19 protein-coding genes are annotated in these 25,221 nt (G+C 74.9%); 11 read left to right on the forward strand and 8 right to left on the reverse strand.

The features are described from left to right. The first annotated feature begins 405 nt into the window (after positions 1 to 405). From BUE37_RS15220 to BUE37_RS15245, 6 genes are all read left to right on the forward strand, one after another. Positions 406 to 1,038, forward strand: a complete 633-nt coding sequence (locus BUE37_RS15220) for a hypothetical protein (protein WP_073421167.1) — start codon at positions 406 to 408, stop codon at positions 1,036 to 1,038. Positions 1,039 to 1,141: 103 nt separating this feature from the next. Then, on the forward strand, positions 1,142 to 1,372 hold the full coding sequence (locus BUE37_RS15225) for a toxin-antitoxin system YwqK family antitoxin (protein WP_073421168.1): 231 nt from the start codon (positions 1,142 to 1,144) through the stop codon (positions 1,370 to 1,372). Between the two features lie 267 nt (positions 1,373 to 1,639). Next, positions 1,640 to 1,921 carry a hypothetical protein gene (locus BUE37_RS15230; protein ID WP_073421169.1) on the forward strand — a complete coding sequence of 94 codons (282 nt, stop codon included), beginning with the start codon at positions 1,640 to 1,642 and terminating at the stop codon, positions 1,919 to 1,921. Further along, the gene (locus BUE37_RS15235) at positions 1,918 to 2,883 is read left to right on the forward strand and encodes a hypothetical protein (protein ID WP_073421905.1); all 966 of its coding nucleotides are present in this window, start codon (positions 1,918 to 1,920) and stop codon (positions 2,881 to 2,883) included. The genes BUE37_RS15230 and BUE37_RS15235 overlap by 4 nt, the downstream gene beginning before the upstream one ends. Before the next feature lie 49 nt (positions 2,884 to 2,932). After that, positions 2,933 to 5,602, forward strand: coding sequence for a putative bifunctional diguanylate cyclase/phosphodiesterase (locus tag BUE37_RS15240; RefSeq protein WP_073421170.1), 2,670 nt, complete (start codon positions 2,933 to 2,935; stop codon positions 5,600 to 5,602). A gap of 103 nt (positions 5,603 to 5,705) precedes the next feature. Further along, positions 5,706 to 7,118 carry a neutral zinc metallopeptidase gene (locus BUE37_RS15245; protein WP_073421181.1) on the forward strand — a complete coding sequence of 471 codons (1,413 nt, stop codon included), beginning with the start codon at positions 5,706 to 5,708 and terminating at the stop codon, positions 7,116 to 7,118. 7 nt (positions 7,119 to 7,125) lie between these two features. On the opposite strand, the gene phaZ is transcribed toward BUE37_RS15245, so the two are convergent. The 3 genes from phaZ to BUE37_RS15260 form a co-directional block, all read right to left on the reverse strand. Beyond that, positions 7,126 to 7,926: a poly(3-hydroxyalkanoate) depolymerase gene (gene phaZ, locus BUE37_RS15250; protein ID WP_245794627.1), complete on the reverse strand. Its 801-nt coding sequence runs from the start codon at positions 7,924 to 7,926 to the stop codon at positions 7,126 to 7,128. Positions 7,927 to 7,930: 4 nt separating this feature from the next. Next, a complete protein-coding gene (locus BUE37_RS15255) occupies positions 7,931 to 9,700 on the reverse strand; it encodes a PHA/PHB synthase family protein (RefSeq protein ID WP_083628723.1) in 1,770 nt (589 codons plus the stop codon). A 74-nt stretch (positions 9,701 to 9,774) separates the two neighbouring features. Then, positions 9,775 to 10,956: an acyl-CoA dehydrogenase family protein gene (locus tag BUE37_RS15260; RefSeq protein WP_073421184.1), complete on the reverse strand. Its 1,182-nt coding sequence runs from the start codon at positions 10,954 to 10,956 to the stop codon at positions 9,775 to 9,777. A gap of 140 nt (positions 10,957 to 11,096) precedes the next feature. Here BUE37_RS15260 and BUE37_RS15265 point away from each other — a divergent pair, with 140 nt between their 5' ends. Next, positions 11,097 to 11,801, forward strand: a complete 705-nt coding sequence (locus BUE37_RS15265) for a hemerythrin domain-containing protein (protein ID WP_073421186.1) — start codon at positions 11,097 to 11,099, stop codon at positions 11,799 to 11,801. A 118-nt stretch (positions 11,802 to 11,919) separates the two neighbouring features. Here the strand turns inward: BUE37_RS15265 and BUE37_RS15270 are convergent, their stop codons facing one another. Then, positions 11,920 to 12,966: a YihY/virulence factor BrkB family protein gene (locus BUE37_RS15270; protein WP_073421188.1), complete on the reverse strand. Its 1,047-nt coding sequence runs from the start codon at positions 12,964 to 12,966 to the stop codon at positions 11,920 to 11,922. A gap of 95 nt (positions 12,967 to 13,061) precedes the next feature. Beyond that, positions 13,062 to 14,579 (reverse strand): MFS transporter, encoded by a 1,518-nt coding sequence (locus tag BUE37_RS15275; protein WP_083628724.1) that lies wholly within the window; start codon positions 14,577 to 14,579, stop codon positions 13,062 to 13,064. 201 nt (positions 14,580 to 14,780) lie between these two features. Here BUE37_RS15275 and BUE37_RS23935 point away from each other — a divergent pair, with 201 nt between their 5' ends. Then, a complete protein-coding gene (locus BUE37_RS23935) occupies positions 14,781 to 14,951 on the forward strand; it encodes a hypothetical protein (protein ID WP_175562901.1) in 171 nt (56 codons plus the stop codon). Positions 14,952 to 15,029: 78 nt separating this feature from the next. Here BUE37_RS23935 and BUE37_RS15280 read toward each other — a convergent pair whose 3' ends face one another. Further along, positions 15,030 to 16,820: an acyl-CoA dehydrogenase gene (locus BUE37_RS15280; protein WP_073421908.1), complete on the reverse strand. Its 1,791-nt coding sequence runs from the start codon at positions 16,818 to 16,820 to the stop codon at positions 15,030 to 15,032. 94 nt (positions 16,821 to 16,914) lie between these two features. Here BUE37_RS15280 and BUE37_RS15285 point away from each other — a divergent pair, with 94 nt between their 5' ends. Further along, the gene (locus BUE37_RS15285) at positions 16,915 to 17,382 is read left to right on the forward strand and encodes a hypothetical protein (RefSeq protein WP_083628729.1); all 468 of its coding nucleotides are present in this window, start codon (positions 16,915 to 16,917) and stop codon (positions 17,380 to 17,382) included. Beyond that, complete coding sequence (locus BUE37_RS15290) at positions 17,379 to 18,554, forward strand: zinc-dependent alcohol dehydrogenase (protein WP_073421189.1); 1,176 nt, start codon at positions 17,379 to 17,381, stop codon at positions 18,552 to 18,554. Before BUE37_RS15285 ends, BUE37_RS15290 begins: the two co-directional genes overlap by 4 nt. A 176-nt stretch (positions 18,555 to 18,730) precedes the next feature. On the opposite strand, the gene BUE37_RS15295 is transcribed toward BUE37_RS15290, so the two are convergent. Both BUE37_RS15295 and BUE37_RS15300 read right to left on the reverse strand, forming a co-directional pair. Next, a complete protein-coding gene (locus BUE37_RS15295) occupies positions 18,731 to 20,518 on the reverse strand; it encodes an MDR family MFS transporter (RefSeq protein WP_073421191.1) in 1,788 nt (595 codons plus the stop codon). Next, on the reverse strand, positions 20,515 to 21,018 hold the full coding sequence (locus tag BUE37_RS15300; RefSeq protein WP_245794631.1) for a MarR family winged helix-turn-helix transcriptional regulator: 504 nt from the start codon (positions 21,016 to 21,018) through the stop codon (positions 20,515 to 20,517). Before BUE37_RS15300 ends, BUE37_RS15295 begins: the two co-directional genes overlap by 4 nt. A gap of 257 nt (positions 21,019 to 21,275) precedes the next feature. On the opposite strand from BUE37_RS15300, the gene hrpA reads away from it, so the two are divergent. Further along, positions 21,276 to 25,217 (forward strand): ATP-dependent RNA helicase HrpA, encoded by a 3,942-nt coding sequence (hrpA, locus tag BUE37_RS15305; RefSeq protein WP_245794633.1) that lies wholly within the window; start codon positions 21,276 to 21,278, stop codon positions 25,215 to 25,217. Positions 25,218 to 25,221 lie beyond the last annotated feature (4 nt).

The raw sequence follows: 25,221 nt of genomic DNA on the forward strand, positions 1-25,221 counted from the left end.
CGTGCCGTCGTCCCCGCCGCAGACCCCGCCGTCATCCCCGCCGCCTCCCTCGCGCCCGGCGACCGGTACGGCCGGGTACCTCATCCTGCGCAGCCGCCGGGGCGCCGTCCACCCGTCCCGCGGGACGCGCCGGGGACTCCAGCCGAAACGGGGTGACCGGCCGGGTTCGGCAACTCCCCACGCCCGGGGGAGCGCGGAACGGTCGACATGTGGGCGGTTGGGGAGGCGGGTCACCGGCTGTGCTAGGTGGCTTCGCAACGATCCGGGAACGCCGCGTCCCGGAGCGGCGCAACGGCGTGTGGCGGGCGTCGCGCCGCCCTACCTTTCTGCCATCCGCTCCGCCTCCCCACGGCGGTGCGGGTGCCGTCGCACTTCCCCTCGACGGCCCCATGGACGGGACGAACGGTGGACACGGTGGTTCTGCGCAGCAGTGAGGTCCGGCTCGACGGCGAGGCACGCCTGGGCTGGTGGTTGGTGAGCGAGGACGGGCTCGGGCCCGGCCGGCTGGTGGACGGGCCCTTCCCCGACCGCTCCGGCGCGGCCTGGGCGGCGGCCGGGCACGCGGTGGACGAGGGCAGCAGCCTGCGCCCGGTCTACGGCCTGCGCCGGCCCGACGGCGGGCTGCACCGCCGCCCGTCGCCGCAGGAGCTCGCGTGGCTGGCCCACCTCGGTGACCAGCTCGACCGGCTGCCCGACGACTGGGACGCCGCGCTCGGCGAGGAGGACCCGCTGGCCACCCTCGTCGTCGAGGTCGCCGCGGCGCTCACCGAGGCCGGCCTCCCGCTGTGGGACGCCTCCGGCGCGGGCGGCGCGCTGGGCGGCGCCTGCCTGAGCGCCGAGCCCGCCCTCGACGGCGTCGTCGTCGGCTGGCGGCAGCACGACCGGATGAGCGTCGAGCAGGTGCACGGCCTGGTCGCCGACATCTCCGTCCAGGCGGTCATGAACCGCGCGCTGGCCGACGTCCTCTGGCTGCGCGGCCTCGACGTCACCCCGCTCGGCGAGGAGGCCGGCGGCCACGTCGTCCGCTACGCCGACTGAAGGACCCCACCCCGCTCCACCTCCCCCAGGGACGCCGTCGACCTCGACGGCGTCCCTGTGGCGTTCCCGGGGACGGTCGGTGTCCCGTGGCAGGCTGCCGCACGTGCCGCAGGCAGCCTTCCCCGACGAGGGGCTCCACGAGGAGCGCCACCGCGACGGGTCGCTGCGCGCCCGCGGCCCCGTCGCCGGCGGGCAGCCGCACGGGTACTGGGAGTGGTTCCGGCTCGACGGGACGCTCCTGCGGTCGGGCACCTTCGACGCCGGCCGGCAGACCGGCGAGTGGACGACGTACGACCGCTCCGGCGCCCCGTACAAGACGACGACGTTCGGCTGACCGGGCCGACACGCCGCGCGTCCCGGGCCCGTCCGGGGTGACCGGCGGCCCGGCGGGCGCTCCCACGCGGGGGAGCGCACGGCGAGTCGACATGACGTCGGCCGCAGCGGCGGGTGACCCGCCCCTGACCAGCACGGACACAACGATCACGTGACGGCGGCGCCGGGGGCGTGCCGGACGGGGGTCCGCGGGGCGCTCCGGGCCCGATGCTCGTCCCGTCCCCGGCACCTTCCCCGGCCGGGACGTCAGTCCGGGAGGAACCCCACCGTGAGCGCGCCCGCCCCGCCGGCCCCCCGCCGGTCCCTGCTCTCCCCGGCCGCGGCCGACGACGGGCTGAGCATCGCCGACCTCGTCGGCCTGCTCGGCCTCGAGACGCCGGCCGACCTCTCCGACGAGACGGCCGGCGAGCCCGCCGACGAGACGGGCGACGTGCCCGCCGACGAGCCCGCCGGCCGCGCGCCGGCGGACGCCGTCGCCCTCGTCCGGAGCTGGGTCCGCCGCGCCGCCGCGTGGGGTGCCGGCCCGCAGCGTTCCTGGTGCGCGTGGTGAACGACCCGGTCCTCCTCTGGCCGCTGGTCGCGGTCCTGGGCTTCCTCGGGCTGGCCGGCCTGGTCGTCGCCCTCGGCCGTGCCTCGACCGCCCGGTACGAGTTCGAGCGCAACCTCGCGCGCGCCGGGCAGCAGCGCCCCGTCGACGTCCCGGCCCCGGCCGGCGGCGACCCGGCCGGCCCCGCCACCCCGGCCGGCCCCGCCCTCGGCGAGACCGGCGGCCCCGGCGGCGAGGGCGCCCGCGCCCGCGTCGACGCCCCGCTGCCCGGCGCCGGCGCGGTGGAGGTGGCCCCGCAGGCGCGCACCGCCGTCGGGCTGGCCACCCACCCGGCCGGCCGCCGGCTCGCCGACCCCGGCGCGCCGACCGCCTGGTGGCTGGTCGACGTCGACGGCGACCGGTCCGCCCCGGCCGCGCTGGCCGGCCCCTTCGCCGACCGCGTCGAGGCCGACTGGGCGGCGGTGGCCAACGGCCTGGACGCCGACGCCCGCGCCGTCCACGGCGTGCTGCGGCCCGACGGCACCGTCTCCCGCCGGCCGTCGGCGCAGGACCGCGCCTGGCTCGCCGAGCTCGGCGAGCAGCTCGACCGCCTCCCCGAGGACTGGGACGAGCTGCTCACCGACGAGGACGCGCTCACCACGCTCGTCGTGGAGGTGACCGCCGCGCTCGTGGAGGCGGGCCTGCCGCTGCACGACTGCTCCGGCGCCGACACGGGCGAGACCCCGTCGGGCGGGGTGTGCCTGACCCCGGAGCCGCTGCACGGCGGGATCCTGGTCAGCTGGCGCCAGCACGACCGGATGAGCCTGCAGCAGGTGCGCGGCGCGGCCCTGGACACCGCCGTCCAGCGGACGATGAACGGCACCCTCGGCACCCTGCTGGTGCAGTTCGGCTTCGTCGTCGAGGAGTTCGCCGAGGCCGGCTGCCACCTGGTGACCGCCATCCGGACCCACCCCTCGGGGGGGTAGCCGGGCCCTGCGGGTCGAGAACGGCCGGATCCCGGCCGTACTCGACGGCATGACGAGCACGACGACGGACCGGGTGCGGCGGCGTGGCATCGCCCTCTGGTGCCACCTCACCGCCCTCGTCGCCGTCCCGCTCCTCGGGGTGGGCGTCCTGACGACGCTCATCGCGGGCGCGCGGACGGACGCGGTGGAGAGCGCGGCACGGGCCGAGGACGCGGTCCGTGCCGTCGCCCAGCTCGACGCCATCCGGGCGGCCGTGGAGCAGGAGATCCTCCCGGCGCTCGCACTCACCGTCATCGACGACCCGGCCGCCGCCGCGCAGCTCGGCGTCCAGCCCTGGCTGCTCGGCGGGGTCCGTACCACCGCCCTCGACGCGATCGAGGCGCGCCGCAGGATCACCGACACGGCGCTGCAGGCGGTGCCGGACGGGGCGATCGGCACCGACGTCGCCGGGCGGGTCACGGAGGCGCTGGCCTGGCTGCGCGCGCGCAGCGACAGCGGCGGTGAGCGGCTCGAGTCCATCTACCTCGGCTACCTCGACGTCTCCAACGAGGTGATGACCGCCGAGCGGGCAGCGGCCTCGGCCGCCGTCTCGGAGGGCGTGCCCGCCCGGACGGTCCGTGCCGTGCAGGACGTGCAGACCGTCGCCCAGCTCGCCCAGGACGCGAGCCGGCAGATGCCGCTCTACCTCGGGTCCCTGTTCGCCTCCGACAACGCCCTGATCGGCTCCCGTCTCGCCTGGGACACCGGCTGGCTGGCCTACACCGACGCCAAGCGGCAGATGGACGAGCTGTCCCAGCCCTCGCTGCGCACCGCCTGGCAGGAGGTGCAGCGGTCGGACCTCATGGTGGAGATGGACCGGCTGCTCACCCCGACGGACAGCCCGGAGGTGCGGGTCTCCGACATGACCCGCACGACCGACGTCTTCTTCCGCAGCGGCGACCGGGACGCGCTGCTCGGCGAGCTGGTCGACACCGCCGTCGCGAGTGCGCTGTCCCTGGCCGAGGCCGACCGCGACGAGGCCGCCGCGGACCTGCGCAGCACCCTCGCCCTCGGCCTGGGCCTGCTGGCGCTGTCCGGCCTGGGCGCGTGGTGGCTGGGCCGCACCGTCGCCCGCTCCCTCGGCCTGCTCGCCGGGCAGGCGACGCAGATCAGCCAGGGCGAGCTGGTCGAGGTCGAGGTGGCCGGGCCGCGCGAGGTGCGCACCGTGTCCGCCGCGCTCGGGGACGCCGTCGCGGGCCTGCGCCGGATCCAGGACCAGGCGCACGCGGTGGCCCGCGGCGACCTCGACGACGCCCTGCTGCACCGGCCGCTGCCGGGCCCGCTCGGCGAGGTCGTGCACGCCTCCGTCCAGCAGATCGTGTCCTCGGTCCGGCAGAGCGAGGAGCTGCAGTTCGCCCTCGCCCACCGGGCCACCCACGACCCGCTCACCGAGCTGCCCAACCGCGCGCAGGCCCTCACCCTGGTCACGGCCGCGCTGCACCGCGCCCGCCGCTCGGGCGAGACGACCGGGCTGCTGTTCGTCGACCTCGACGGGTTCAAGGCGGTCAACGACGGCCACGGCCACGCCGCCGGCGACACCGTGCTGCGCGAGGTCGCGGCGCGCATGACGGCCCGGGTGCGGCCCGGCGACGTCGTCTGCCGGCTGGGCGGCGACGAGTTCGTCGTGCTGGTCGAGCCGGCCGGCACCGAGCGCGACCTCGTGGACCTCGCCGAGCGGCTGATCGCCGTGGTCGGCGAGCCGGTCGACGTCCCTGGCGGGCCGGTCCGCGTCGGTGCCAGCATCGGCATCGCGGTCAGCCGCGACGGCGGTGCCGACGCCGACGTGCTGTTCGCCGAGGCCGACACCGCCGCCCACCGCGCCAAGCAGCGCGGCCGCGGGCGCGCCGAGCTCTTCGACGACGCGCTGCGCCGCCAACTGGCCGCCCGGGCGGAGACCGAGGCGGCGATCACCGCGGCGCTGACCGACGGCGGCATGCGGCTGCACTACCAGCCGGTGGTCGACGTCGCGGGGCAGCGGCTGCACGGGTTCGAGGCGCTGGTGCGCTGGGAGCGCGACGGCCGCATGGTGCCGCCGGACGAGTTCATCCCGGTGGCCGAGGCCAGCCGGCTCATCTGCGACGTCGACCGCTGGGTGCTGCACGAGGCCACCCGGCAGCTCGCCGCCTGGCGGGCCGCGTCGCCGGTGCCGGTGGGGGAGCCCGAGCCGACGATCGCGGTCAACCTGTCCGGCCGGCACCTGACCGACCGGCGGGTCGTGGCCGACGTCGCCGACGCGCTCGCGGCCTCGGGACTGCCGGCGCACCTGCTCGTCCTCGAGGTCACCGAGACCCTGCTCGTCGACGACCCGGTCGCGATGACCCACCTCGCGGAGCTACGGGCGCTGGGCGCCTCGATCGCGATCGACGACTTCGGCACCGGCTACACCTCGATCGGGCAGCTGCGGCACATGCCGGCGGACACCCTGAAGATCGACCGGAGTTTCGTCACGTCGCCGGATCCCGGTCAGCGCGAGCTGGTGGCCCTGGTGATCCGCGCGGCGCACACCTTCGGGCTGACCGTGGTGGCCGAGGGCGTCGAGGAGCCGGCGCAGCTGGAGCGGCTGCGTGCGCACGGCTGCGACCACGCGCAGGGCTACCTGTTCCACCGCCCGCTGCCGGCGGGGGAGGCCGGCGCCCTGCTGCGGCGGGCGCCCGCCGTCGCTCCTGTCGTGTCCGCCTGAGGAACACCGGGGCGCCGCGCGGCGGGTTGACCGGGGCCGTCCGGCCGGGGGAGCCTCCTGCCGCCGGCCCGGACGCCCCCACCGGCCCGAGCGGAGGTGCCCCGTGCGCGTTCATCCGGGGCGCACCGGTCACGGGCGCGCCGCTCGCGCCGCCGCCGGGCTGCTGCTCGCCGCGGTGGTCGCGCTCACCGGCTGCACCGGCGTCGTCGTCGGCACCGCGTACCCGCCCGGCGGCGGCCTGCGCACCGACGCCACCGACGCCGACGTGCCGGTGCGGCTGGCCGAGCCCGGCGGCGAGACCGACCGCATCGCCCGCAACGCCATCGCCGACGTCCTCGCCTACTGGGAGGAGACGTACCCGCAGGTCTACGGCGGGTCGTTCGGCGAGGTGGCGGGCGGCTTCTGGTCGATCGACCCCGACGAGACCGACGCCGACGACCTGCCCGGCGGCGACTGCTTCGCCGAGGACGTCGCCGAGCTCGCGGAGAACGCCTACTACTGCGGGGGCGACGACGTCGTCGTGTACGACCGGGCCTGGCTGGAGGACCTGGCCGGTGACTACGGGCCCTTCATGATCGCCGAGGTCATGGCGCACGAGATCGCGCACGCCGTGCAGGCGCACGCCGGGCTCGACGACCCGTCGATCGTCGCCGAGACCCAGGCCGAGTGCTTCGCCGGCGGGTGGACGCGCTGGGTGGTCGAGGGACGGTCGCGGCACTTCGAGGTCCAGCCGAAGGAGCTCGACCCCTACCTGCTCGGCTACCTGTACTTCGGCGACGCGGTGGGCACCTCGCCCGACGCCGAGGACGCGCACGGCTCCCTGTTCGACCAGCTGTCGGCGTTCCAGGAGGGCTACGCCGACGGGCCGCAGGCGTGCGCCGCCTTCGACGAGGCCCGGGTGTTCACCGAGCAGGAGTCCGACCCCTCCGACGGCAGCGGCGACCTGCCCTACGAGCAGATCGTGGACACCACCGACGACGTCCTCGACGCCTTCTGGCAGCAGGCGCTGACGGCGGGCTTCCCGGGCACCGGAGCGCTGGGCGGGGCGCTGGACGAGCCCGAGGTCCGCGCGGCCGACGGTGAGGGCATGGTCTGCGGCGGCGGGGGCGCCGAGCTGGACCTGCAGTTCTGCCCGGAGGACGGATCGGTCCGCTACGACGCCGCCGGTCTGCTCGAGCCGGCCTACGACGAGGTGGGCGACTTCGCCGTCACCACGCTGCTCGGGCTGCCCTACGCGCTGTCGGTGCGCGAGCAGCGCGGCCTGCCGGTCACCGGCACCGACGCCGTCACCAGCGCCGTCTGCGCCACCGGCTGGCTCGCGCGGGAGATGTACCTCGGCGAGATCGACGCGGCACAGCTGGCGATCTCACCGGGCGACGTCGACGAGGCCGCCGTCGTGCTGCTGCAGTACGCGACCGACCCCGCCGTCGTCCCCGACTCCGGGCTGTCGGGCTTCCAGCTCGTCGACTCCTTCCGCCAGGGCTTCGTCGACGGCGGCGGCAGCTGCGGCCTCTGAACCGTGCTCAGTCCGGGGCGTCGAGGAAGGCGTCCACCACGGGGGCGAGCTCGGCGGCCTCGGTGACCAGCGCCAGGTGCCCGCCGGCGTAGAGGTGCAGCCGGGCCCGGGGGATGCCGCGGGCCAGGATGCGGGCGTTGACCGTCGGGATGATCGGGTCGTCGTCGCCGCAGAGCACCAGGGTCGGCTGCCGGATGAGCGACAGGAACGGCAGGCTGCTCCAGCCCGCGCTCGCCGCCAGCTGGTAGTAGTACCCGCGCTGCGGGCCCAGCCGGGTCTCGGCGTGCAGGGCCCGGGCCGCCCGCGCGGGGTCGGTGCGCACCGAGCCGCCGTAGATCGTCCCGGCGATCCGCTCGGCGTAGGCCGGGTCGCGGTGCCGCCGCGGCGTGAGCATGTGCGAGAGGACCCGCGGTGACGCCGGCACCATGAGCGACCCGGTGCCGGTGGCGGCGAGCACCAGCCGGCGGCACCGGCGCCGGTGCTGGACGGCGAAGTGCTGCGCCAGCCCGCCGCCCCAGGACAGGCCCAGCACGTCGACCGGTCCGTCGTGGCCCAGCCGCCGGAGCAGCCCGGACACCACCGGCGTCAGCGTGGCGAGCACGTAGGGCACGACGGGCGCGGGGGAGCCACCCACCCCGGGGACGTCGAAGCGGACGACGGTGCGCCGCGGGTCGAGCGCGTCGACGAAGGGCTGCAGCACCTCCAGGCTCGCCCCGATGCCGTTCATGAGCACCAGCGGCGGCGCGGACCCGTCGCCGCGCCGCTCGGCCACCCGCAGCGTGCGCCCGCCGACGGTCAGCGTGCGCACGACCTCACTTGTCGAAGACATACGTCCCCGGCGCGTCCCCGAGCACCGGCAGCTCGGCGCTGCCGAGCTCCTGCGGCGCCGGCACCTCCTCGCCGGACCGCTCGCCCAGCCAGGCGGTGAAGTCCGGCCACCACGAGCCCTTCTCCTCCTGCGCGGAGGCGAGCCACCGCTCGGGGTCCGCGGGCGTCTCGGGGGCCACCCGGAACGACGCCTTGCGGTTCCCCGGCGGGTTGACCAGCGAGGCGATGTGGCCGCTCGTGGAGAGCACGAACCGGCTGTCCCCGCCGAGCAGCTGGGTGGTGCGGTAGCAGGACTGCCAGGGGCAGAGGTGGTCGGCGATCCCGGCGGTGACGTAGGTGTCGACGTCGACCGTGGACAGGTCGACCGGCGTGCCGAGCATCGTCGTCGCGCCGGGCGTCGTCAGCCGGTTGCCGACGGCGACCTCGATGAAGTCGCGGTGCAGGGCCGCGGTCATCCGGGTGGTGTCGGCGTTCCAGTAGAGGATGTCGAAGGCCGGCGGCGGGTTGCCCTGCAGGTAGTTGTTGACCCAGTAGTTCCACACCAGGTCGTTGGGCCGCAGCCAGGCGAACACCTCGGCGAGCATCGCGCCGTCGAGATAGCCCTTCTTCCGCGACTTCTCCGTCGCCTCCTTCACCGCCTCCGGGTCCATGAGCGCGCCGACCGTGCCGGCCTTCGCCCAGTCCAGGACGGTGACGGCGAAGCTCGCGGCCGCCACCCGGCCGAGGCGGTCGGTCGCGGCGAGGTGCGCGAGCACCATCGCCAGGATGATCCCGCCGCTGCAGAAGCCCTGCAGGGACACCCGCTCGCTGCCGGTGATGCGCGCGGCGGCGTCCATCGCGTCGAGGACGGCCTGCCCGTAGGCGTCCAGGCCCCAGTCGGCGTGCCGCTCGTCGGGGTTGCGCCAGCTGATCATGAAGACCTGCTGGCCCGCGGCGACGTAGTTCTCGACGATGCTGCGGCCCGGCGCGAGGTCGGTGACGTAGTACTTGTTGATCGTCGGCGGGACGACGACCAGTGGCACGCTGCGCACCGTCTCCGTCGCCGGCCGGTACTGGATGAGCTCGAACACCTCGGTGCGCAGCACCACCGCGCCCGGCGTGACGGCGAGGTCCTCCCCGACGGTGAACGCGTCGGGCTCGACCATCGAGGGCACTCGCGGCGGGGACAGCACGTCGGAGACGAACCGGCGCGCCCCGGTGACGACGTTGCGCCCGCCGGTGTCGATGACCGCCTTGAGCGCCAGCGGGTTGAGGAACGGCACGTTGCTCGGCGCCAGCGCGTCGACGACGTTGGTCAGGGCGAAGCGGATCCGCTCGTCGTCCTGCCAGCCGAGGTCGACGTCGTCCACGATGCCCGCGGCCGCCCGCGCGGCGGCGATGTGCGCCTGCATCGGGATCCGCAGGAACGGGTTCCCGGTCCACGCCGGGTCGGCGAAGCGGCGGTCCTTCGGCGAGGGCGCCACCTCCGAGCGGCCCACCGCGATCCGCCCGAGCTCGCGGACCAGCTCGCCGCCCCGGCCGGTGACCGCGTCGGGCTTCCGGACGAGCGCCGCGCCCAGCGCCCCGAGCGTGCGGACCGGCGGGACCATCCGCCGCAGCGGCCCGCGGGCGGCGTCGACGAGGACCATGTCCAGGCCGGTGACGGCCTCCGAGGCCGCCTCCTCGGCGGAGGTCCCGCCGCCGGCGTCCGCGGCGGCCGGGGCCGGCCGGGGGCGGGGGCTGTCGGGGGAGGGACGCGCGGCGGTGGTGGTCATCCCGGACTCCTGGGGATCGACGCCTGTGACCTGGTTCACCCAAGCACAGGCGGGGCGCTCCGGCACACGGACGCTCAGGCGATCGCGCTGCGGCCCGTCACCGCCCGCCCGACGATCAGGCTGTTGACCTCGCGGGTGCCCTCGTAGGAGTAGATCGCCTCGGCGTCGGCGACGAACCGGCCCACGTGGTTCTCCAGCAGGATGCCGTTGCCGCCCATCAGCTCGCGGGCCCAGCCGACGGTCTCGCGCATCCGCATGGTGCTGTAGCCCTTGGCCATCGAGGCGTGCTCGTCGCGCAGCATCCCGCAGTCCTGCAGCTGGGAGGCCCGGGCGCACAGCGCCGCGGAGGCGGTGATGTTGCCGAGCATCCGGAACAGCAGGTCCTGCACCAGCTGGAACGAGGTGATCGGCCGGCCGAACTGCTCGCGGTCCATCGCGTAGCGCAGCGCGTGCTCGTAGGCGCCGCGCGAGCAGCCCACCGCCGACCACGCCACGCTCACCCGCGTCGCCCGCAGCACGTTCGCGGTGTCGCGGAAGGAGTTCGCGTCCTGCAGGCGGTTCTCCTCCGGCACGCGCACCCCCTCGAGCGTGATGTGGGCGTTCTGCACCGCGCGCAGCGCGATCTTGTCCTCGAGGTCGACGGCGGAGAAGCCGGGCGTGGGCGTCTCGACGACGAAGCCGAGCACCCGGTCGGTCTCGACGTCGCGGGCCCAGATGACGACCAGGTCGGCGAAGCTGCCGTTGCCGATCCACTTCTTCTGCCCGTCGAGCACCCACTCGTCGCCCTCGCGGCGGGCCGTGGTCTGGATGCCGCGGGCGACGTCGGAGCCGTGCTCGGGCTCGGTCAGGCCGAACGCGCCGATCCGCTCCATCCGCGCCATCGCCGGGAGCCAGCGCTCCTTCTGCTCCTCGGAGGCGCACAGGTGCAGCGTGCCCATCGCCAGGCCGCCGTGGACGCCCATGAACGTGGCCACCGACGGGTCGCCGCGGCCGAGCTCCATCGCCACCATGCCGTCGAACAGCGAGGACCGGCCGGGGGAGCCGTGCCCGGAGTACTGGGCGCCGGCGATGCCGAGCTCGGCCAGGCCGGGGATGAGCTGGCGGGGGAACTGCGCCCGGGTCCAGTACTCGTTGATGATCGGCTCGACCTGCTCGTCCATGAACGCGCGGACGCGGTGCAGCGTCGCCCGGTCCTGCTCGTCGAGCAGCGCCTCGAGGTCGTAGAAGTCCGACGTGACGGGTGGCCGGTCTGCCATGAGCTCCTCCTGGCGACAGCGGGACCGCGGCGTCCCGTCCGCCCGACCTACCCGCCGCCCCGCGCGGCAACCCGGTGTGGCCGACGCCGGCAGCGGGCAGGAGCGGACGGTTCCGTCCGCACACCCCGCAGGAGGGCCCCGTGCCCCGTTCCATCGCCGACCAGACCGAGGCCGAGCTCGGCGGTCCCGGCAGCGTGCTGGTGCGCCAGCGCGCCGACCACGTCGAGCTCGACCGGCTGCTGCACGAACTCGACGGCACCACCGGCCGGCAGCAGGAGGAGGTGCTCACCCGCATCGACCGGCTGGTGTTCAGCCACGCCTTCGCCGAGGAGACCGTGCTGTGGCCGGTGGTCCGCCGCGTGCTGCCCGACGGCGACGAGATCACCCGCCGGGTCGAGATCGAGCACCAGGAGGTCAACGAGCTCGTCGCCGCCCTCGAGGAGGGCGGGCCCGACTCCCCCGAGCGCCCGGCCCGGCTCGCCCGGCTGGTGCAGGTGCTGCGCGAGGACGTCCGCGACGAGGAGGACGTGATGTTCCCCCGCCTGCAGGAGCGCCTCGACGACGCCGAGCTGCGCCGCCTGGGCCGCCGCTGGGAGGCCGTGCGCCGCGTCTCGCCGACCCGGGCGCACCCCACGGTGTCCCGCCGTCCGCCCGGCAACGCGCTCTCGGGGCTGCCGCTGTCGCTGCTCGACCGCAGCCGCGACGCCGTCGACGCCGTCGTCCGCCGGGTGCCCGCCGTCGCCCCGGCGGGTCGGGTCGTGAGCCGCGGCCTGGCCGCGGTGGCCGGCGTCGTCGAGCGCACCCCGCCCGCCCGCCGCGGCGACGGGCCGCCCACCGCCCGCTGACCACACGGCAGAGGCCCCCTCCCCGGCCGGGGAGGGGGCCTCTCGGTCACGCACTGGAACGGCCCGCCTGCAGGGCCCCGCCACGAGCCTGCGAGTGGTGGGGGGCAGGGGGGTCCTTCTAGTTGGTGTTGCGGTCCTTGGGCTCGGCGCGGGCGTCGAGCTGGATCTCCTTCTCGGCGGCCGGGACGCCCTCCTTCATCTCCTTGGTCCGCTCCATCTCGGCGTCGAACTCGATGCCGAACAGCAGCGCCAGGTTGATGAGCCAGAACCAGATGAGGAAGACGACGACGCCGGCCAGCGTGCCGTACGTCTTGTTGTAGCTGCCGAAGTTGCCCACGTAGAAGGCGAACGCGGCCGAGGCCACGACCGCGACGAGGATCGCGACGCCGGCACCCGGGCTGACCCACTTGAACCCGCGCAGCTTCACGTTCGGGGTCGAGTAGTAGAGGACGGCGATCATCAGGGCCAGGATCACCAGGATCACGGGCCACTTGACGACGTTCCACACGGTCAGCGCGGTGTCACCCAGGCCGATGGCCGAGCCGACGGCCTCGACGACCGGGCCGCTGAGCACCAGCATGAGGACGATCGTGGCGGCGAACAGGATGCCGATCAGCGTGACCAGCAGCTGGAGCGGCTTGAGCTTCCAGATCTTGCGGCCCTCGGGCGTCTCGTAGACGACGTTGGCGGCCCGGGTGAAGGCCCCGACGTAGCCCGACGCCGACCAGATCGCACCGAGCAGACCGATGACGAGGCCGATGCCGGCGGCGCTCTGGTTGCCGGCGACCTGCTCGATGACCGGGCCCAGGGTGTCGGCCGCCTGCCCCGGCAGGACCGTGGTGAGCGCGCTCGTCAGCTGCTCGGGCGTCGTCAGCAGCCCGACGATGGAGACCAGCGCGATGATCGCCGGGAACAGCGCCTGGATGCCGTAGTAGGTGAGCGCGGCGGCCCAGTCGGTGAGGTTGTCCTCGCTGAACTCCTTGAGCGTCCGCTTGACCGTGCCCATGGTCGTGGGCGTGCGCTCGTGGCCCTTCGGGGCGCTGTCGAAGCGCGTGGAGTTCACCTTGTCGTCGTGCGGCGCGGGGTCGCCCGCGGAGTTGCCGGAGAAGCGCGTCGGCTTCGACGCCTCCGTGCTCGCGGCGCGTGAGCCGTGGGGTCGGGCCATCGTGGTCCTCCGGTGCAGGGAGCGGGGGCGTTCCGGTGATCGATTCCCCGGACGGTCCCGTTCCATGCACCCGGGTGATCACCCGGCGTGTCCGCTCAGCGGATGCCCGACACCGGGGACCACTCGCCGGCCCGCGCGCAGGCCCGCTCCACCTCGGCCAGGTCGTCGGGCTCGCCGGGCCCCCGCCGGCGCGCCTGCACCATGCCGGCGACGCTGACCAGGACGACCGCGGCGGCCGCGCCCGCGCCGAGCAGCGACACCGCCGTGAACGCCGAGGCGCGGGGGAAGCCGGTGGCCGGGTCGAGGCCCGCGCCGAGCAGCGCGACGGTGAGCGTGCTGCCCACCGCCTGGCCGGTGGAGCGGGCGATGGAGTTCACCGCGTTGGCCACGCCGGTCTCGCTGCGGCGCACCGCCGAGACCACCAGGGAGGGCAGCGCGGCGTAGGCCACCGTCACCCAGGCCTGCGACAGCAGCCCGGCCACCACCACCCACGCCGGCTCCGCGCGGCCCAGCGTGAGCACGAGGAAGCCGGCCAGCCCGGTGACCGAGCCGGCGAGCAGCGTGGGCAGGGCGCCGATCCGGTCGACGACCCGGCCGGCGAGCGGGGCCAGGGCGATGCCCAGCACGCCGCCGGGCAGCAGGTACACGACGGCGGCTTCGAGCACCGTGGCGCCGAAGCCGTAGCCGGCGGCCGCGGGCGGGGTCTGCACGTACTGCATGACCACGAGGAAGGAGACGAACAGCCCGACGCCGGTGGCCAGGCCCGCGAGGTTGGGGACGAGCATCCGCGGGTCGGCCAGCAGCGCCGGGCGCACCAGCGGCTCGGCCCGCCGGCGCTGCAGCAGCACCCAGCCGGTGAGCACGACGAGCGCGCCGGCGGCGCAGCCGAGCGTCAGCGGCGACGTCCAGCCCCAGCCGTTGCCCTGCGAGACCGGCAGCAGCAGGAGCACCAGGCCGGCGCCGAGGACGACCGCGCCGGCCCAGTCGACGTGGCCGGTCGCGGTCGCCGGGCGGCGCGGCAGCACGACGGCGGCCAGCACCAGCGAGGCGAGGGTGACGCCGAGGCCGATCCAGAAGGGGCGGTGGTAGTCGCCGCCGTCGCCGGTGAGCAGCCCGGCGGCCACCAGCCCGACGACGCCGCCCACACCGAGCGTGCTGCTGACGATCGACATGGCCACGCTCAGCCGCTCGGGCGGGAGCTCGCGGCGCAGCAGGCTGATCGACAGGGGGAACAGGCCGTAGGAGGAGCCCTGCAGCACCCGGGCCACGATCAGCAGCGGCAGCGAGCGGGTGACGATGGCGAGCAGCGTGCCGACGGCGACCGCCGCCAGGATGCCGAGCACGACCGGCCGCTCGCCGTGGATGTCGCCGAGCCGGCCGAGCACCGGCGTGAGCACCGCGGCCGCCAGCAGGTTCGCCGTCAGCACCCAGCTCGCGGCGGCGGTCGAGACGCCGAGCTGCTCGCCGATCGGGCCGAGCACCGGGACGACCAGGCTCTGCAGCAACGACAGGGTCGTGACACCGAGTGACAGGGTCAGGACGAGGAGCGCGGGACGCGTCGGGCGGGTGCCGGAGGCCGTGTCGGGTGGTCGGGCCTGCGCACCTGCGGACACGTCCCGATGACACCATGCGTCCGCCCTCGGCACCGTCCGGGCTCCGCGCGGACCCGGTTGTGCTTCCGATCACAGTCCGTCAGGTGAACATCACGTGCCGACGATTGAGAGGGCGATCGGCTGGGGACACAGTTCCCAGACGACGAGCCGCGGGGCCCGGTCCCGGCGGCGCGAGACGAGACGAGCAAGGGGTAGTTCGAGATGGTTCTGTGGCCCGCTGTCGCCCTCGTCGGTTTCCTGGTCCTCACCGGCCTGGTGATCGTGATGGGCGCCTCGACGACCGCGCGCTACGAGCAGGAGCAGCGGGCGGCCCGCGCCGCCACGCCCGCCCCCGCCGGTGCCGAGGCCGTGGGGGTCGCACAGGCCGCCTGACCGCGCCGCACCTCCCGCGACGACCCGCGCCCCGCCGCTCCTCTCCGGAGCCGCGGGGCGCGAGTGCGTCCGGGGTGGTTACAGGTGCGCCTCGGGGGCGTCGAGCACCGTGCGGTCCAGCGACTCCAGCAGGTCCAGCCAGGTGTGCACCTTCGGCAGCTCCCAGCGCTGGAACCACCGCGCCGCGGTGCGCTTGCCCTCGTGGAAGTCGCTGGTCTCGTCGCGGGTCGCCAGCGCCTGCTCGAGCCACAGCCAGGCGACGACGGTGTGCCCGGCGGCGTCGAGGTAGGCGCTCGCGTTGGCCAGCGCCAGCGCCGGGTCGCCGGTGCCCCACAGCGCGTCGGTGACCTCGACCAGGCGGCGCACCGCGGTGTCGACGTCGGCCGCGAGGTCGGCGAACGGGGTGCCGGCCGCCCGCGCCGTCGTCGCCCCGATGGTCTCGGCGAGCAGCCGCAGGCCGGCGCCGCCGTGCATCGTCACCTTGCGGCCGAGCAGGTCGAGGGCCTGGATGCCGTTGGTGCCCTCGTGGATCGGGTTGAGCCGGTTGTCCCGGTAGAACTGCTCGACCGGGTAGTCGCGGGTGTAGCCGTAGCCGCCGTGCACCTGGATGGCCAGGTCGTCGGCGACCGGGCCCCACTGCGACGGCCAGGCCTTGGCGATGGGCGTGAGGGTGTCGAGCAGCAGGTGGGCGCGCTCGCGCTCCTCCTGGGTCTCCGCGGTCCGCTCCTCGTCGACCAGCCGGGCGCAGTAGAGGCCCAGCGCCAGCCCGCCCTGGGCGTAGCTCTTGGCGGCCAGCAGCATCCGGCGGACGTCGGGGTGGTCGACCAGCCGCACCATCGGCGAGGAGGCGTCGCGGTTGCTCGCGGGGCGGCCCTGCGTGCGGGTGCGCGCGTACTCCAGCGCGTGCAGGTAGCCGGTGTAGCCGAGGACCGTGGCGCCCATCCCGACGCCGATCCGGGCCTCGTTCATCATGTGGAACATGTAGGACAGGCCCTTGTGGGGCTCGCCCACGAGGTACCCGACGGCGCCCGCGCGGCCGCCCGGGGTGTGCACGCCCTCGCCGAAGTTGAGCAGCGTGTTCGTCGTCCCGCGGTAGCCCATCTTGTGGTTGAGCCCGGCCAGGACGACGTCGTTGCGCTCGCCCACCGAGCCGTCGTCGGCGACCAGGTACTTCGGCACGACGAACAGCGAGATGCCCTTCACGCCGGGCGGGCCGCCGGGGATCTTCGCCAGCACCAGGTGGACGATGTTCTCGGTCAGCTCGTGGTCGCCGGCCGAGATCCACATCTTGTTGCCGGTGAGCCGGTACGTGCCGTCGTCCTGGGGCTCGGCGCGGGTGGTGATGTCGGCGAGCGAGGACCCGGCCTGCGGCTCGGACAGCGCCATCGTGCCGAACCAGCGGCCCTCGAGCATCGGCCGCACCCAGCGGTCCTTCTGCTCCTGCGAGCCGTGCGCCAGCAGCAGCCGGGCGTTGCCCATGGTCAGGAACGGGTAGCTCGACGTGCCGACGTTGGCCGCCTTGAACCACGCGAACGCGGCCTGCCCGACGGTCTGCGGCAGCTGCATGCCGCCGTACTCCTCGTCGAAGGTCCCGGCCATGATCCCGGAGTCGCGGAAGACCTCGAGCGCCCGCCCGACCTCGGGGATCATCTCGACCCGGCCGTCGACGAACCGGGGTTCGTTCTCGTCGGCCTTCCGGTTGTGCGGCGCGAAGTGCTCGGTGGCGATCTGCTCGGCGAGCTCCATCACGGCGTCGAACGTCTCGCGGGAGTGCTCGGCGAACCGGGGCCGCTTGGTCAGCGTCTCGACCTCCAGCCACTCGTGCAGGAGGAACTCCAGGTCGCGGCGGGACAGGATGAGCGAGGACACGACGGCCTCCACGGACGACGGCGGCGGGAGAGGCGGGCGCGCGGCCCGACCGGCCCACGATAGGCCGGGCCCGCGGCCGGGTAGCAGGTCTCCCATGGACCTCGACCAGCTCATCAGCCGGGCCACCGGCCTGACCACCGGCGCGGGGGCGGCGCTGCTCGGGCGGCTGCAGTCCGTGCGGCTGCCCGGCGTCGGCACCGCCTCGGCCAAGGACGACCCGGCCACCGCCGCGCGGCGCTGGCGCGCGGTCACGGTGCTCGCCGCACCCGACCGGCTGGCCGACCTGCCCTCGCCGCTGGCCGCGCTGGGGGACCGGGTCGAGACGCGGGTGCGACCGGCGCCCGGCGACAAGGGCACCGAGCTCGCCGCCCGGTTCCGCGGGCCGGCCACCGACGACGACCTCGGCCGGCTGCGGCAGGCGCTGCGGGAGACCAAGCAGCTCGTGGAGGTGGGCGAGGTGCTCCGGATGGACCCGCGCCCGCACGGTGAGCGCGCCGACACTCCCGGCGGCCGGCTGCTCGACGGCGCGGTGGCCGCGTCGCGGAAGGAGGGCCTGCTGTGAGGGCGCTGACCTGGACCGGGGTGAACCAGCTGTCGGTGGAGGACGTCCCGGAGCCGCAGCTGCTCAACGACCACGACGTGATCCTGAAGATCACCCGGACGACCACCTGCGGGTCGGACCTGCACCTGCTCTCCGGCTACATCCCGTTCATGCGCGCCGGCGACGTCATCGGCCACGAGTTCATGGGCGAGGTGGTCGAGGTCGGCAGCGGCGTCCGCAACCGCCGGGTGGGCGACCGCGTCGTCGTCGCCTCCTTCGTCTCCTGCGGGAACTGCTGGTACTGCCGCAACGAGCTCTACTCGCTGTGCGACAACAGCAACCCGAACCCCGGCATCACCGAGGGGCTGTGGGGCCAGGCCATCGGCGGCTGCCTCGGCTACTCGCACGCCGTCGGCGGTTACGCCGGCAGCCACGCGGAGTACATGCGGGTGCCCTTCGCCGACGTCGGCAGCTTCGTCGTCCCCGACGGCGTCCCCGACGACCGCGCCCTGTTCGCCTCCGACGCCGCGTCCACCGCCTTCACCGGCGTCGACCTGGGCGGCGTGCAGCCCGGCGACACCGTCGCGGTGTGGGGAGCCGGCGCCGTCGGTCAGATGGCCGCCCGTATCTCCGCCCTGGTGGGCGCGGAGCAGGTCGTCGTCATCGACCGCCTGCCCGAGCGGCTCGAGCAGGCCCGCACGCACGCCGGCGCGGACGTGATCGACTACTCGAGCACCGACGTCGCCGCGGAGCTGCGCGAGCGCACCGGCGGCCGCGGCCCGGACGTGTGCATCGAGGCGGTGGGCATGGAGGCGCACAGCCCCGGCCCGCAGGGGGTCTACGACCAGGTCAAGCAGCAGCTGCGGCTGCAGACCGACCGGACGTCGGCGGTGCGCGAGGCGATCATGGCGTGCCGCAAGGGCGGCAGCGTGTTCACCCTCGGCGTCTTCGCCGCGATGGTGGACAAGTTCCCGCTCGGCGCGGTCATGAACAAGGGCCTCACCCTGCGCGGCGCCCAGGTGCACGGCCCGCGCTACATCCCGCGGCTGCTGGAGTGGATGGAGAGCGGCGAGCTGGTCACCGAGCACCTGGCCACGCACGTCATGCCGCTGGAGGAGGCGCCGCGCGGCTACGAGCTGTTCAAGGAGAAGCAGGACGGCTGCGTGCGCGCGGTGTTCCTGCCGCACGGCTGACCCCCGGGCGGCGATCCGTGTTGATCATCGGCTGCGTGCACGGGACACGGTGCGACACGCCGCCGGGGCGTGCACGCGTCCGATGATCAACCGCCGAGACGGCTGAGACGGCCCCGGGACGGCGAGAGGCCCCTCCCCGCAGCTCGCGGGGAGGAGCCTCTCGTGGTGCGTGGAGGTCAGCCGGAGGAGCGGCCGGTGGTCTCCGCGTCGCCGGGACGGCCGACGGGCGGGGCGGTCGACGTCGGCGCGGACGCCCCGGCCGACTGCACGGCCTGCTCGGCGCCGTCGTGGTCGGCCGCGTGGCCGCCGGCGGTCTGCTCGCCGGCCTGCCGCGCCTGGATGCCGGACTTGTTCGACAGCGCCAGCTGCGGCAGGAACAGGAACACGAAGAACCCGACGGCCACCACGCACGCGGCGATGAGGAACACCAGGTCGATCGAGTTCGAGAACCCGGTCTTGAACGGCGCCGCGAGGAACGACGGCAGCGTCTGGATGAACGAGGTGTCCGAGAGGGCGTCGCCGCCCGCGGGCAGCTGACCGCCCTGCACCGCCTCGGCCACCCGCGGGTCGGAGGCGGCGGCGGAGGTGACGGCGTCGCCGATGTCCTGCGGCAGCCGGCTGAACAGCACCGACAGGAAGACGGCGGTGCCGATCGTGCCGCCCATCTGCCGGAAGAAGGTCACCGACGAGGTGGCCACGCCCATCTCCCGCGGCGACACGGCGTTCTGCACCGCGAGGATCGCCGGCTGGAAGTTGAAGCCGAGGCCGAGACCCAGCAGCACCATGAAGGGCACCAGGGTCCACACCGAGGTGTCGGCGTCGACGACGAACGACATCGCCAGGAGTGCGCCGGTCATCAGCGCGATGCCCACGAGCGGGAAGACCTTGTACCGGCCGGTCTTCGAGATCGCGATGCCCGAGCTCATCGCGCCGGTCATGATGCCCGCGACCAGCGGGATCATCTGGAGGCCGGCGACCGTGGCGCTGGAGCCGTGCACGATCTGCAGGTACTGCGGCAGGAGCAGCAGCCCGCCGAACATGCCGGCGCCCATGACGACGCTGCCGACGCCGACCACCGAGAAGCTGCGGTTGCGGAACAGGCGCAGCGGCAGCAGGGCGTCGTCGCGGTAGGCGCGCTCGGCCAGGATGAACAGCACGAAGCCGACGGCGCCGATGGCGTAGCAGGCGAGCGAGCGGCCCGAGGTCCAGCCCCAGAGCCGGCCCTGCTCGGCGACGACGAGCAGCGGCACGAGGAACGTGATGAGCGCGAGCGCGCCCGGCCAGTCGATGCGGTGCTCGCGGCGCTCGTGCGGCAGGTGCAGCACGCGGAAGACGGCGACGAAGGCGAGCACGCCCAGCGGCACGTTGACGTAGAAGATCCAGCGCCAGCCGTCGACGCCGAGCAGCGAGCCCTGGCCCGCGAAGAAGCCGCCGATGACCGGGCCGAGCACGCTCGAGGTGCCGAAGACGGCCATGAAGTAGCCCTGGTACCGCGAGCGCTCCCGCGGCGGGACGATGTCGCCGATGATCGCGAGCGCGAGCGACATCAGGCCGCCGGCACCGATGCCCTGCACCGCGCGGAAGGCGGCCAGCTCGTACATCGACGTCGCCATGCCGCACAGCACCGAGCCGACGACGAACACGGCGATGGCGAACAGGTAGAAGGGCCGCCGGCCGTAGATGTCGGAGAGCTTGCCGTAGAGCGGCGTGGCGATCGTCGAGGTGATGAGGAACGCCGTCGTCGCCCAGGCCTGCAGGTCGTAGCCCTGCAGGTCGTCGGCGATGGTGCGGATGGCGGTGGAGACGACCGTCTGGTCGAGGGCCGCGAGGAACATCGCGACCATCAGCCCGACGAGGATCGTGACGATCTGGCGGTGGGTGAACGCGCCGGAGGAGTCCGGTGCTGCCGCCGCGGCGCGGGCGCCGCTGCGCCCGCCGGCGGGGCGGGCGGTGGTCTGGCTCATGGCTTCTCTCTCGGGACGGGGAGTGCGGAGGGGGACGGCAGCGCTGCCGTGAGGTCGTCGAGCAGGCGCCCGAAGAGCCCGGTGAGGGCGGCGAGGTCGTCGTCGGACCAGCCGGCGAGCATCGCCTCGAGCTGCGTGGCGCGCTCCTGCGCGAGCCGCTCGGCGGCGTCGCGGCCGGCGTCGGTGGCGACCAGCCGGGTGGCTCGGCCGTCGGTCTCGTCGGCGACGCGCTGCACGAGGCCCTGCTCGACGAGCGAGGCGACGTGCCGGCTGACCGTGGAGGGGTCGGCGTGCACGAGCTCGGCGAGCGCGCTCTGGCGGAGCGGGCCGATCCGCGTCAGCGGGAACAGCAGCACCAGCGCGGCGCGCTCACGGCCGTCGCCGGCGGCCTGCTGGCTCTTGAACGCGTGCACCAGCCGCATGAAGCGCGGCATCTGCTCCGACAGCCGCCGGACCTCGGCGGAGCGGGCGCCTGCCGGAGGCGGGGCGGGGGAGGGCACAGGAGGACTCCGGGACGGAGGGACGGGTGCATGTACCGTACAAACCGTTGCGCCGTACATGCAACCAGTTGTGTCGTGCACGCACTGTGAGCCGTGCGACTCCGGTACCCGCGGTGTCGGAGGAGGAACAGCCACCGGCCTGCGGGCGTTGACCCCGTCGGCCCCGGACGCCGACGGCGCGGGCCCCACCGGTGCGATCCTGGGCGAGACCCGGCCTGCACCGGGCCCTCTCTCGATGGATGGAGCCGAGCACCGCCGTGACCGCGACCCTCCCGGACCTCCGGTCCCGGCTGGCCGCGCTGACCCTCGAGGACGAGCACCGGCTCGGCCGCCGCCTGGAGGGGCTGCGCCGCACCCGCGACGCCGCGGCCCGCGAGCGGGCACTGGAGCGGATCACCGCCGACGTCGTCGCCGCCGAGGAGCGCATCGCCCGCCGCCGCGCCGCCGTGCCCGCGGTCACCTATCCCGAGGGGCTGCCCGTCAGCGCCCGGCGCGACGACATCGCCGCCGCCCTGCGCGAGTCCCAGGTCGTCGTCGTCGCCGGCGAGACCGGCTCGGGCAAGACCACCCAGCTGCCCAAGATCGCCCTCGAGCTCGGCCGCGGCGTGCGCGGCCGCATCGGTCACACGCAGCCGCGGCGGATCGCCGCCCGCACGGTGGCCGAGCGGATCGCCGAGGAGCTGGAGACCCCGCTCGGCGGCGCGGTCGGGTGGAAGGTGCGCTTCACCGACCAGGTCGGCGACGCCACCTCGGTCAAGCTCATGACCGACGGCGTCCTGCTCGCCGAGATCGCCCACGACCGGCTGCTGCGCCAGTACGACACGATCATCGTCGACGAGGCGCACGAGCGGAGCCTCACCATCGACTTCCTGCTGGGCTACCTCGCCCAGCTGCTGCCGCGCCGTCCCGACCTCAAGGTCGTCATCACCTCGGCCACCATCGACGTCGAGCGGATCGCCAAGCACTTCGGGCTCGACGGCGCCGAGGTGCCCGTGGTCGAGGTCAGCGGCCGCACCTACCCGGTCGAGGTGCGCTACCGGCCCGTCGTCGACCCCGACGATCCGGACGCCGATCCCGACCGCGACCAGGTGACCGCCATCGGCGACGCCGTCGAGGAGCTGGCCGCCGAGGGCCCCGGCGACGTCCTCGTCTTCCTCGCCGGCGAGCGGGAGATCCGCGACGCCGCCGACGTGCTCACCGAGCGCTTCCCCGGCACCGAGGTGCTGCCGCTCTACTCGCGCCTGTCGGCCGCCGACCAGCACCGCGTCTTCCAGCCGCACACCGGCCGGCGCATCGTGCTGGCCACCAACGTGGCCGAGACGTCGCTGACCGTGCCGGGCATCCGCTACGTCGTCGACCCCGGCACCGCCCGCATCTCCCGCTACAGCGCGCGCACGAAGGTGCAGCGGCTGCCGATCGAGCCGATCAGCCAGGCCTCCGCGCGGCAGCGCTCGGGGCGCTGCGGCCGCGTCGCCGACGGCATCGCCATCCGGCTCTACACCGAGGAGGACTTCGAGGGCCGGCCGGAGTACACCGACCCGGAGATCCTGCGCACCAGCCTCGCCTCGGTGCTGCTGCAGATGGCCGCGCTCGACCTCGGCGCGGTGGAGGACTTCCCGTTCGTCGACCCGCCGGACCGCCGCGCCGTCACCGACGGCCGCGCCCTGCTCGAGGAGCTCGGGGCACTGGAGGACGGGCGGCTCACCGACACCGGCCGGGCGCTCGCCCAGCTGCCCCTGGACCCGCGGCTGGGTCGTATGGTCGTCGAGGCGGACCGCCGCGGCGTGCTCGAGGAGGTCCTCGTCATCGCCGCGGGCCTGACGATCCAGGACCCGCGCGAGCGTCCCGCCGAGCACCAGCAGGCCGCCGACCAGATGCACGCCCGGTTCGCCGACGAGCACTCCGACTTCCTCGCGCTGCTCAACCTGTGGCGGTACCTCACCGGGCAGCAGGACGCGCTGTCCGGCAGCCAGTTCCGGAAGACGGTCAAGCGCGAGTTCCTGCACTACGTGCGCATCCGCGAGTGGCAGGACCTGCACGGCCAGCTGCGCGGCACCGCCCGCCGCCTCGGCATGACCGTCGGCGCCCTCGCCGCCGAGCCCGACGAGCGCGGCGTCTCCACCGCGCTGCTGGCCGGGCTGCTGTCCCAGGTCGGCCTCCAGCTGGAGGAGAAGCGGAAGGACGGTGACCGGCGGCGCGGCGGCCGCGAGTACCTCGGCGCCCGCGGCGCCCGGTTCGTCATCGCGCCCGGCACCCCGCTGGCGAGGAAGCCGCCGCGCTGGGTGGTGGCCGCGGAGCTGGTCGAGACCAGCCGGCTGTTCGCGCGCACCGTCGCGCGCGTCGACCCCGAGGACGTCGAGCGGCTGGCCGGCCACCTGGTCTCCCGCGAGTACTCCGAGCCGCGGTGGGACGCCAGGCGCGGCTCCGTCGTCGCCACCGAGCGGGTCACCCTGTACGGCATCCCGCTCGTGGTCGGCCGGCGCGTGCAGTACGGCTCGATCGACCCGGTCGTCTCCCGTGAGCTGTTCATCCGGCACGCGCTCGTCCAGGGTGAGTGGACGACGCACCACCGGTTCTGGGCCGACAACCAGCGCGCGCTGGAGCGGGTGGCCGAGCTGGAGGAGCGCGCCCGGCGGCGCGACATCCGGGTCGACGACGAGACGTTGTTCGAGCTCTACGACGCGCGCGTCCCGGCCGACGTCGTCTCCACCCGGCACTTCGACCGCTGGTGGAAGACCGCGCGCCAGCGCACCCCCGACCTGCTCACCCTCACGCCCGAGATGCTCACCGACGCGGCCGCCGCCGGGCAGGTGCGCGCCGAGGACTTCCCGGACGAGGTGCCGCTCACCCAGGGGCTGACCCTGCCGCTGTCCTACGCCTTCGCGCCCGGGGCGCCGGAGGACGGCGTCACCGTCGACGTCCCGCTCGCCGTCCTCGACTCCGTGGTCGAGCAGACGTCGGGGGAGTCGCTGGCCTTCACCGTCCCCGGGCTGCGGGAGGAGCTGGTGACGGCGCTGCTCCGCACGCTGCCCAAGCAGCTCCGGCGCGCGCTCGTGCCGATCCCCGACCGGGTCCGCGAGGTCCTGCCGCGCATCGCCCCGACCGAGCCGCTGCTGCCGGCCCTGGAGCGCGAGCTGCGGCGCGCGGCGGCCGTCGTCGTCCCGCCGGACGCCTGGCAGCCGGCGCAGGTCCCCGGCCACCTGCGCGCGACCTTCCGCGTGGTCGACGACCGGCAGCGCGCGCTGGCCACCGGCAAGGACCTGCAGGCGCTGCGCCGCGAGGTCGCCCCGCAGGCGCGGGCGAGCCTCGCCGCGGCCGCCTCCGACGTCGAGCGCACCGGGCTGACGGCCTGGACGATCGGCGAGCTGCCGCGCACCGTCGAGGTGCGGCGCGGCGGGCACGCGGTCACCGCGTACCCGGCGCTGGTCGACGAGGGCGCCACCGTCGGCGTGCGGGTCGTCTCCACCGAGGCGGAGGCCGCGCGCCTGTCCTGGCGCGGCTCCCGCCGGCTGCTCGTGCTCGTGGCGGGCTCGCCCACCCGGCAGGTGGTCAAGGGGCTGTCACCGAGGAGCCGGCTGGCCCTGCAGTTCAACCCCGACGGCGAGATCCCGGCGCTGGTCGACGACTGCGTCGACGCCGCCGCCGACGAGTTGGTCGCCGCCGCGGGCGGGCCGCCGCGCGACGGGGCGGCCTTCGCCGCGCTGGTCGCGACGGCGAAGGAGCAGCTGCTGCCGCTCACCCAGGACGCCGTCCGGCGGGTCGAGGCGGTGCTCACCCAGGCCCGCGAGGTCGCCGTCGCGATCGGCGCGGCGCCCGGCCGGCGGGTGCCCGAGGCGGCCGTCGCCGACCTGCGCCGGCAGATGGGCGGCCTGCTGCACCGCGGCTTCGTCGCCGACGCCGGGCGGCGGCGGCTGCCCGACCTGGTCCGCTACCTGAAGGCCATGGCGTACCGGCTGGAGAAGCTGCCGGCCAACGCGGTGCGCGACGCCCTCTGGACGGACCAGGTCGCCGCCGTGACCGCCGAGTACGAGCAGCTGCGCCGCGAGGTGCCGCCCACCGGCGCCCCCGACGACCCGGTCACCCGCATCCGGTGGATGGTCGAGGAGCTGCGCGTCGGGCTGTTCGCGCAGCAGATCGGCACGCCCCGTCCGGTGTCGGAGCAGCGGCTCTACAAGGCGATCGACGCGCTCACGGCGTAGACCG

This window comes from Geodermatophilus nigrescens (assembly GCF_900129495.1).
In the GTDB taxonomy this organism is placed as follows: Bacteria; Actinomycetota; Actinomycetes; order Mycobacteriales; family Geodermatophilaceae; genus Geodermatophilus; species Geodermatophilus nigrescens.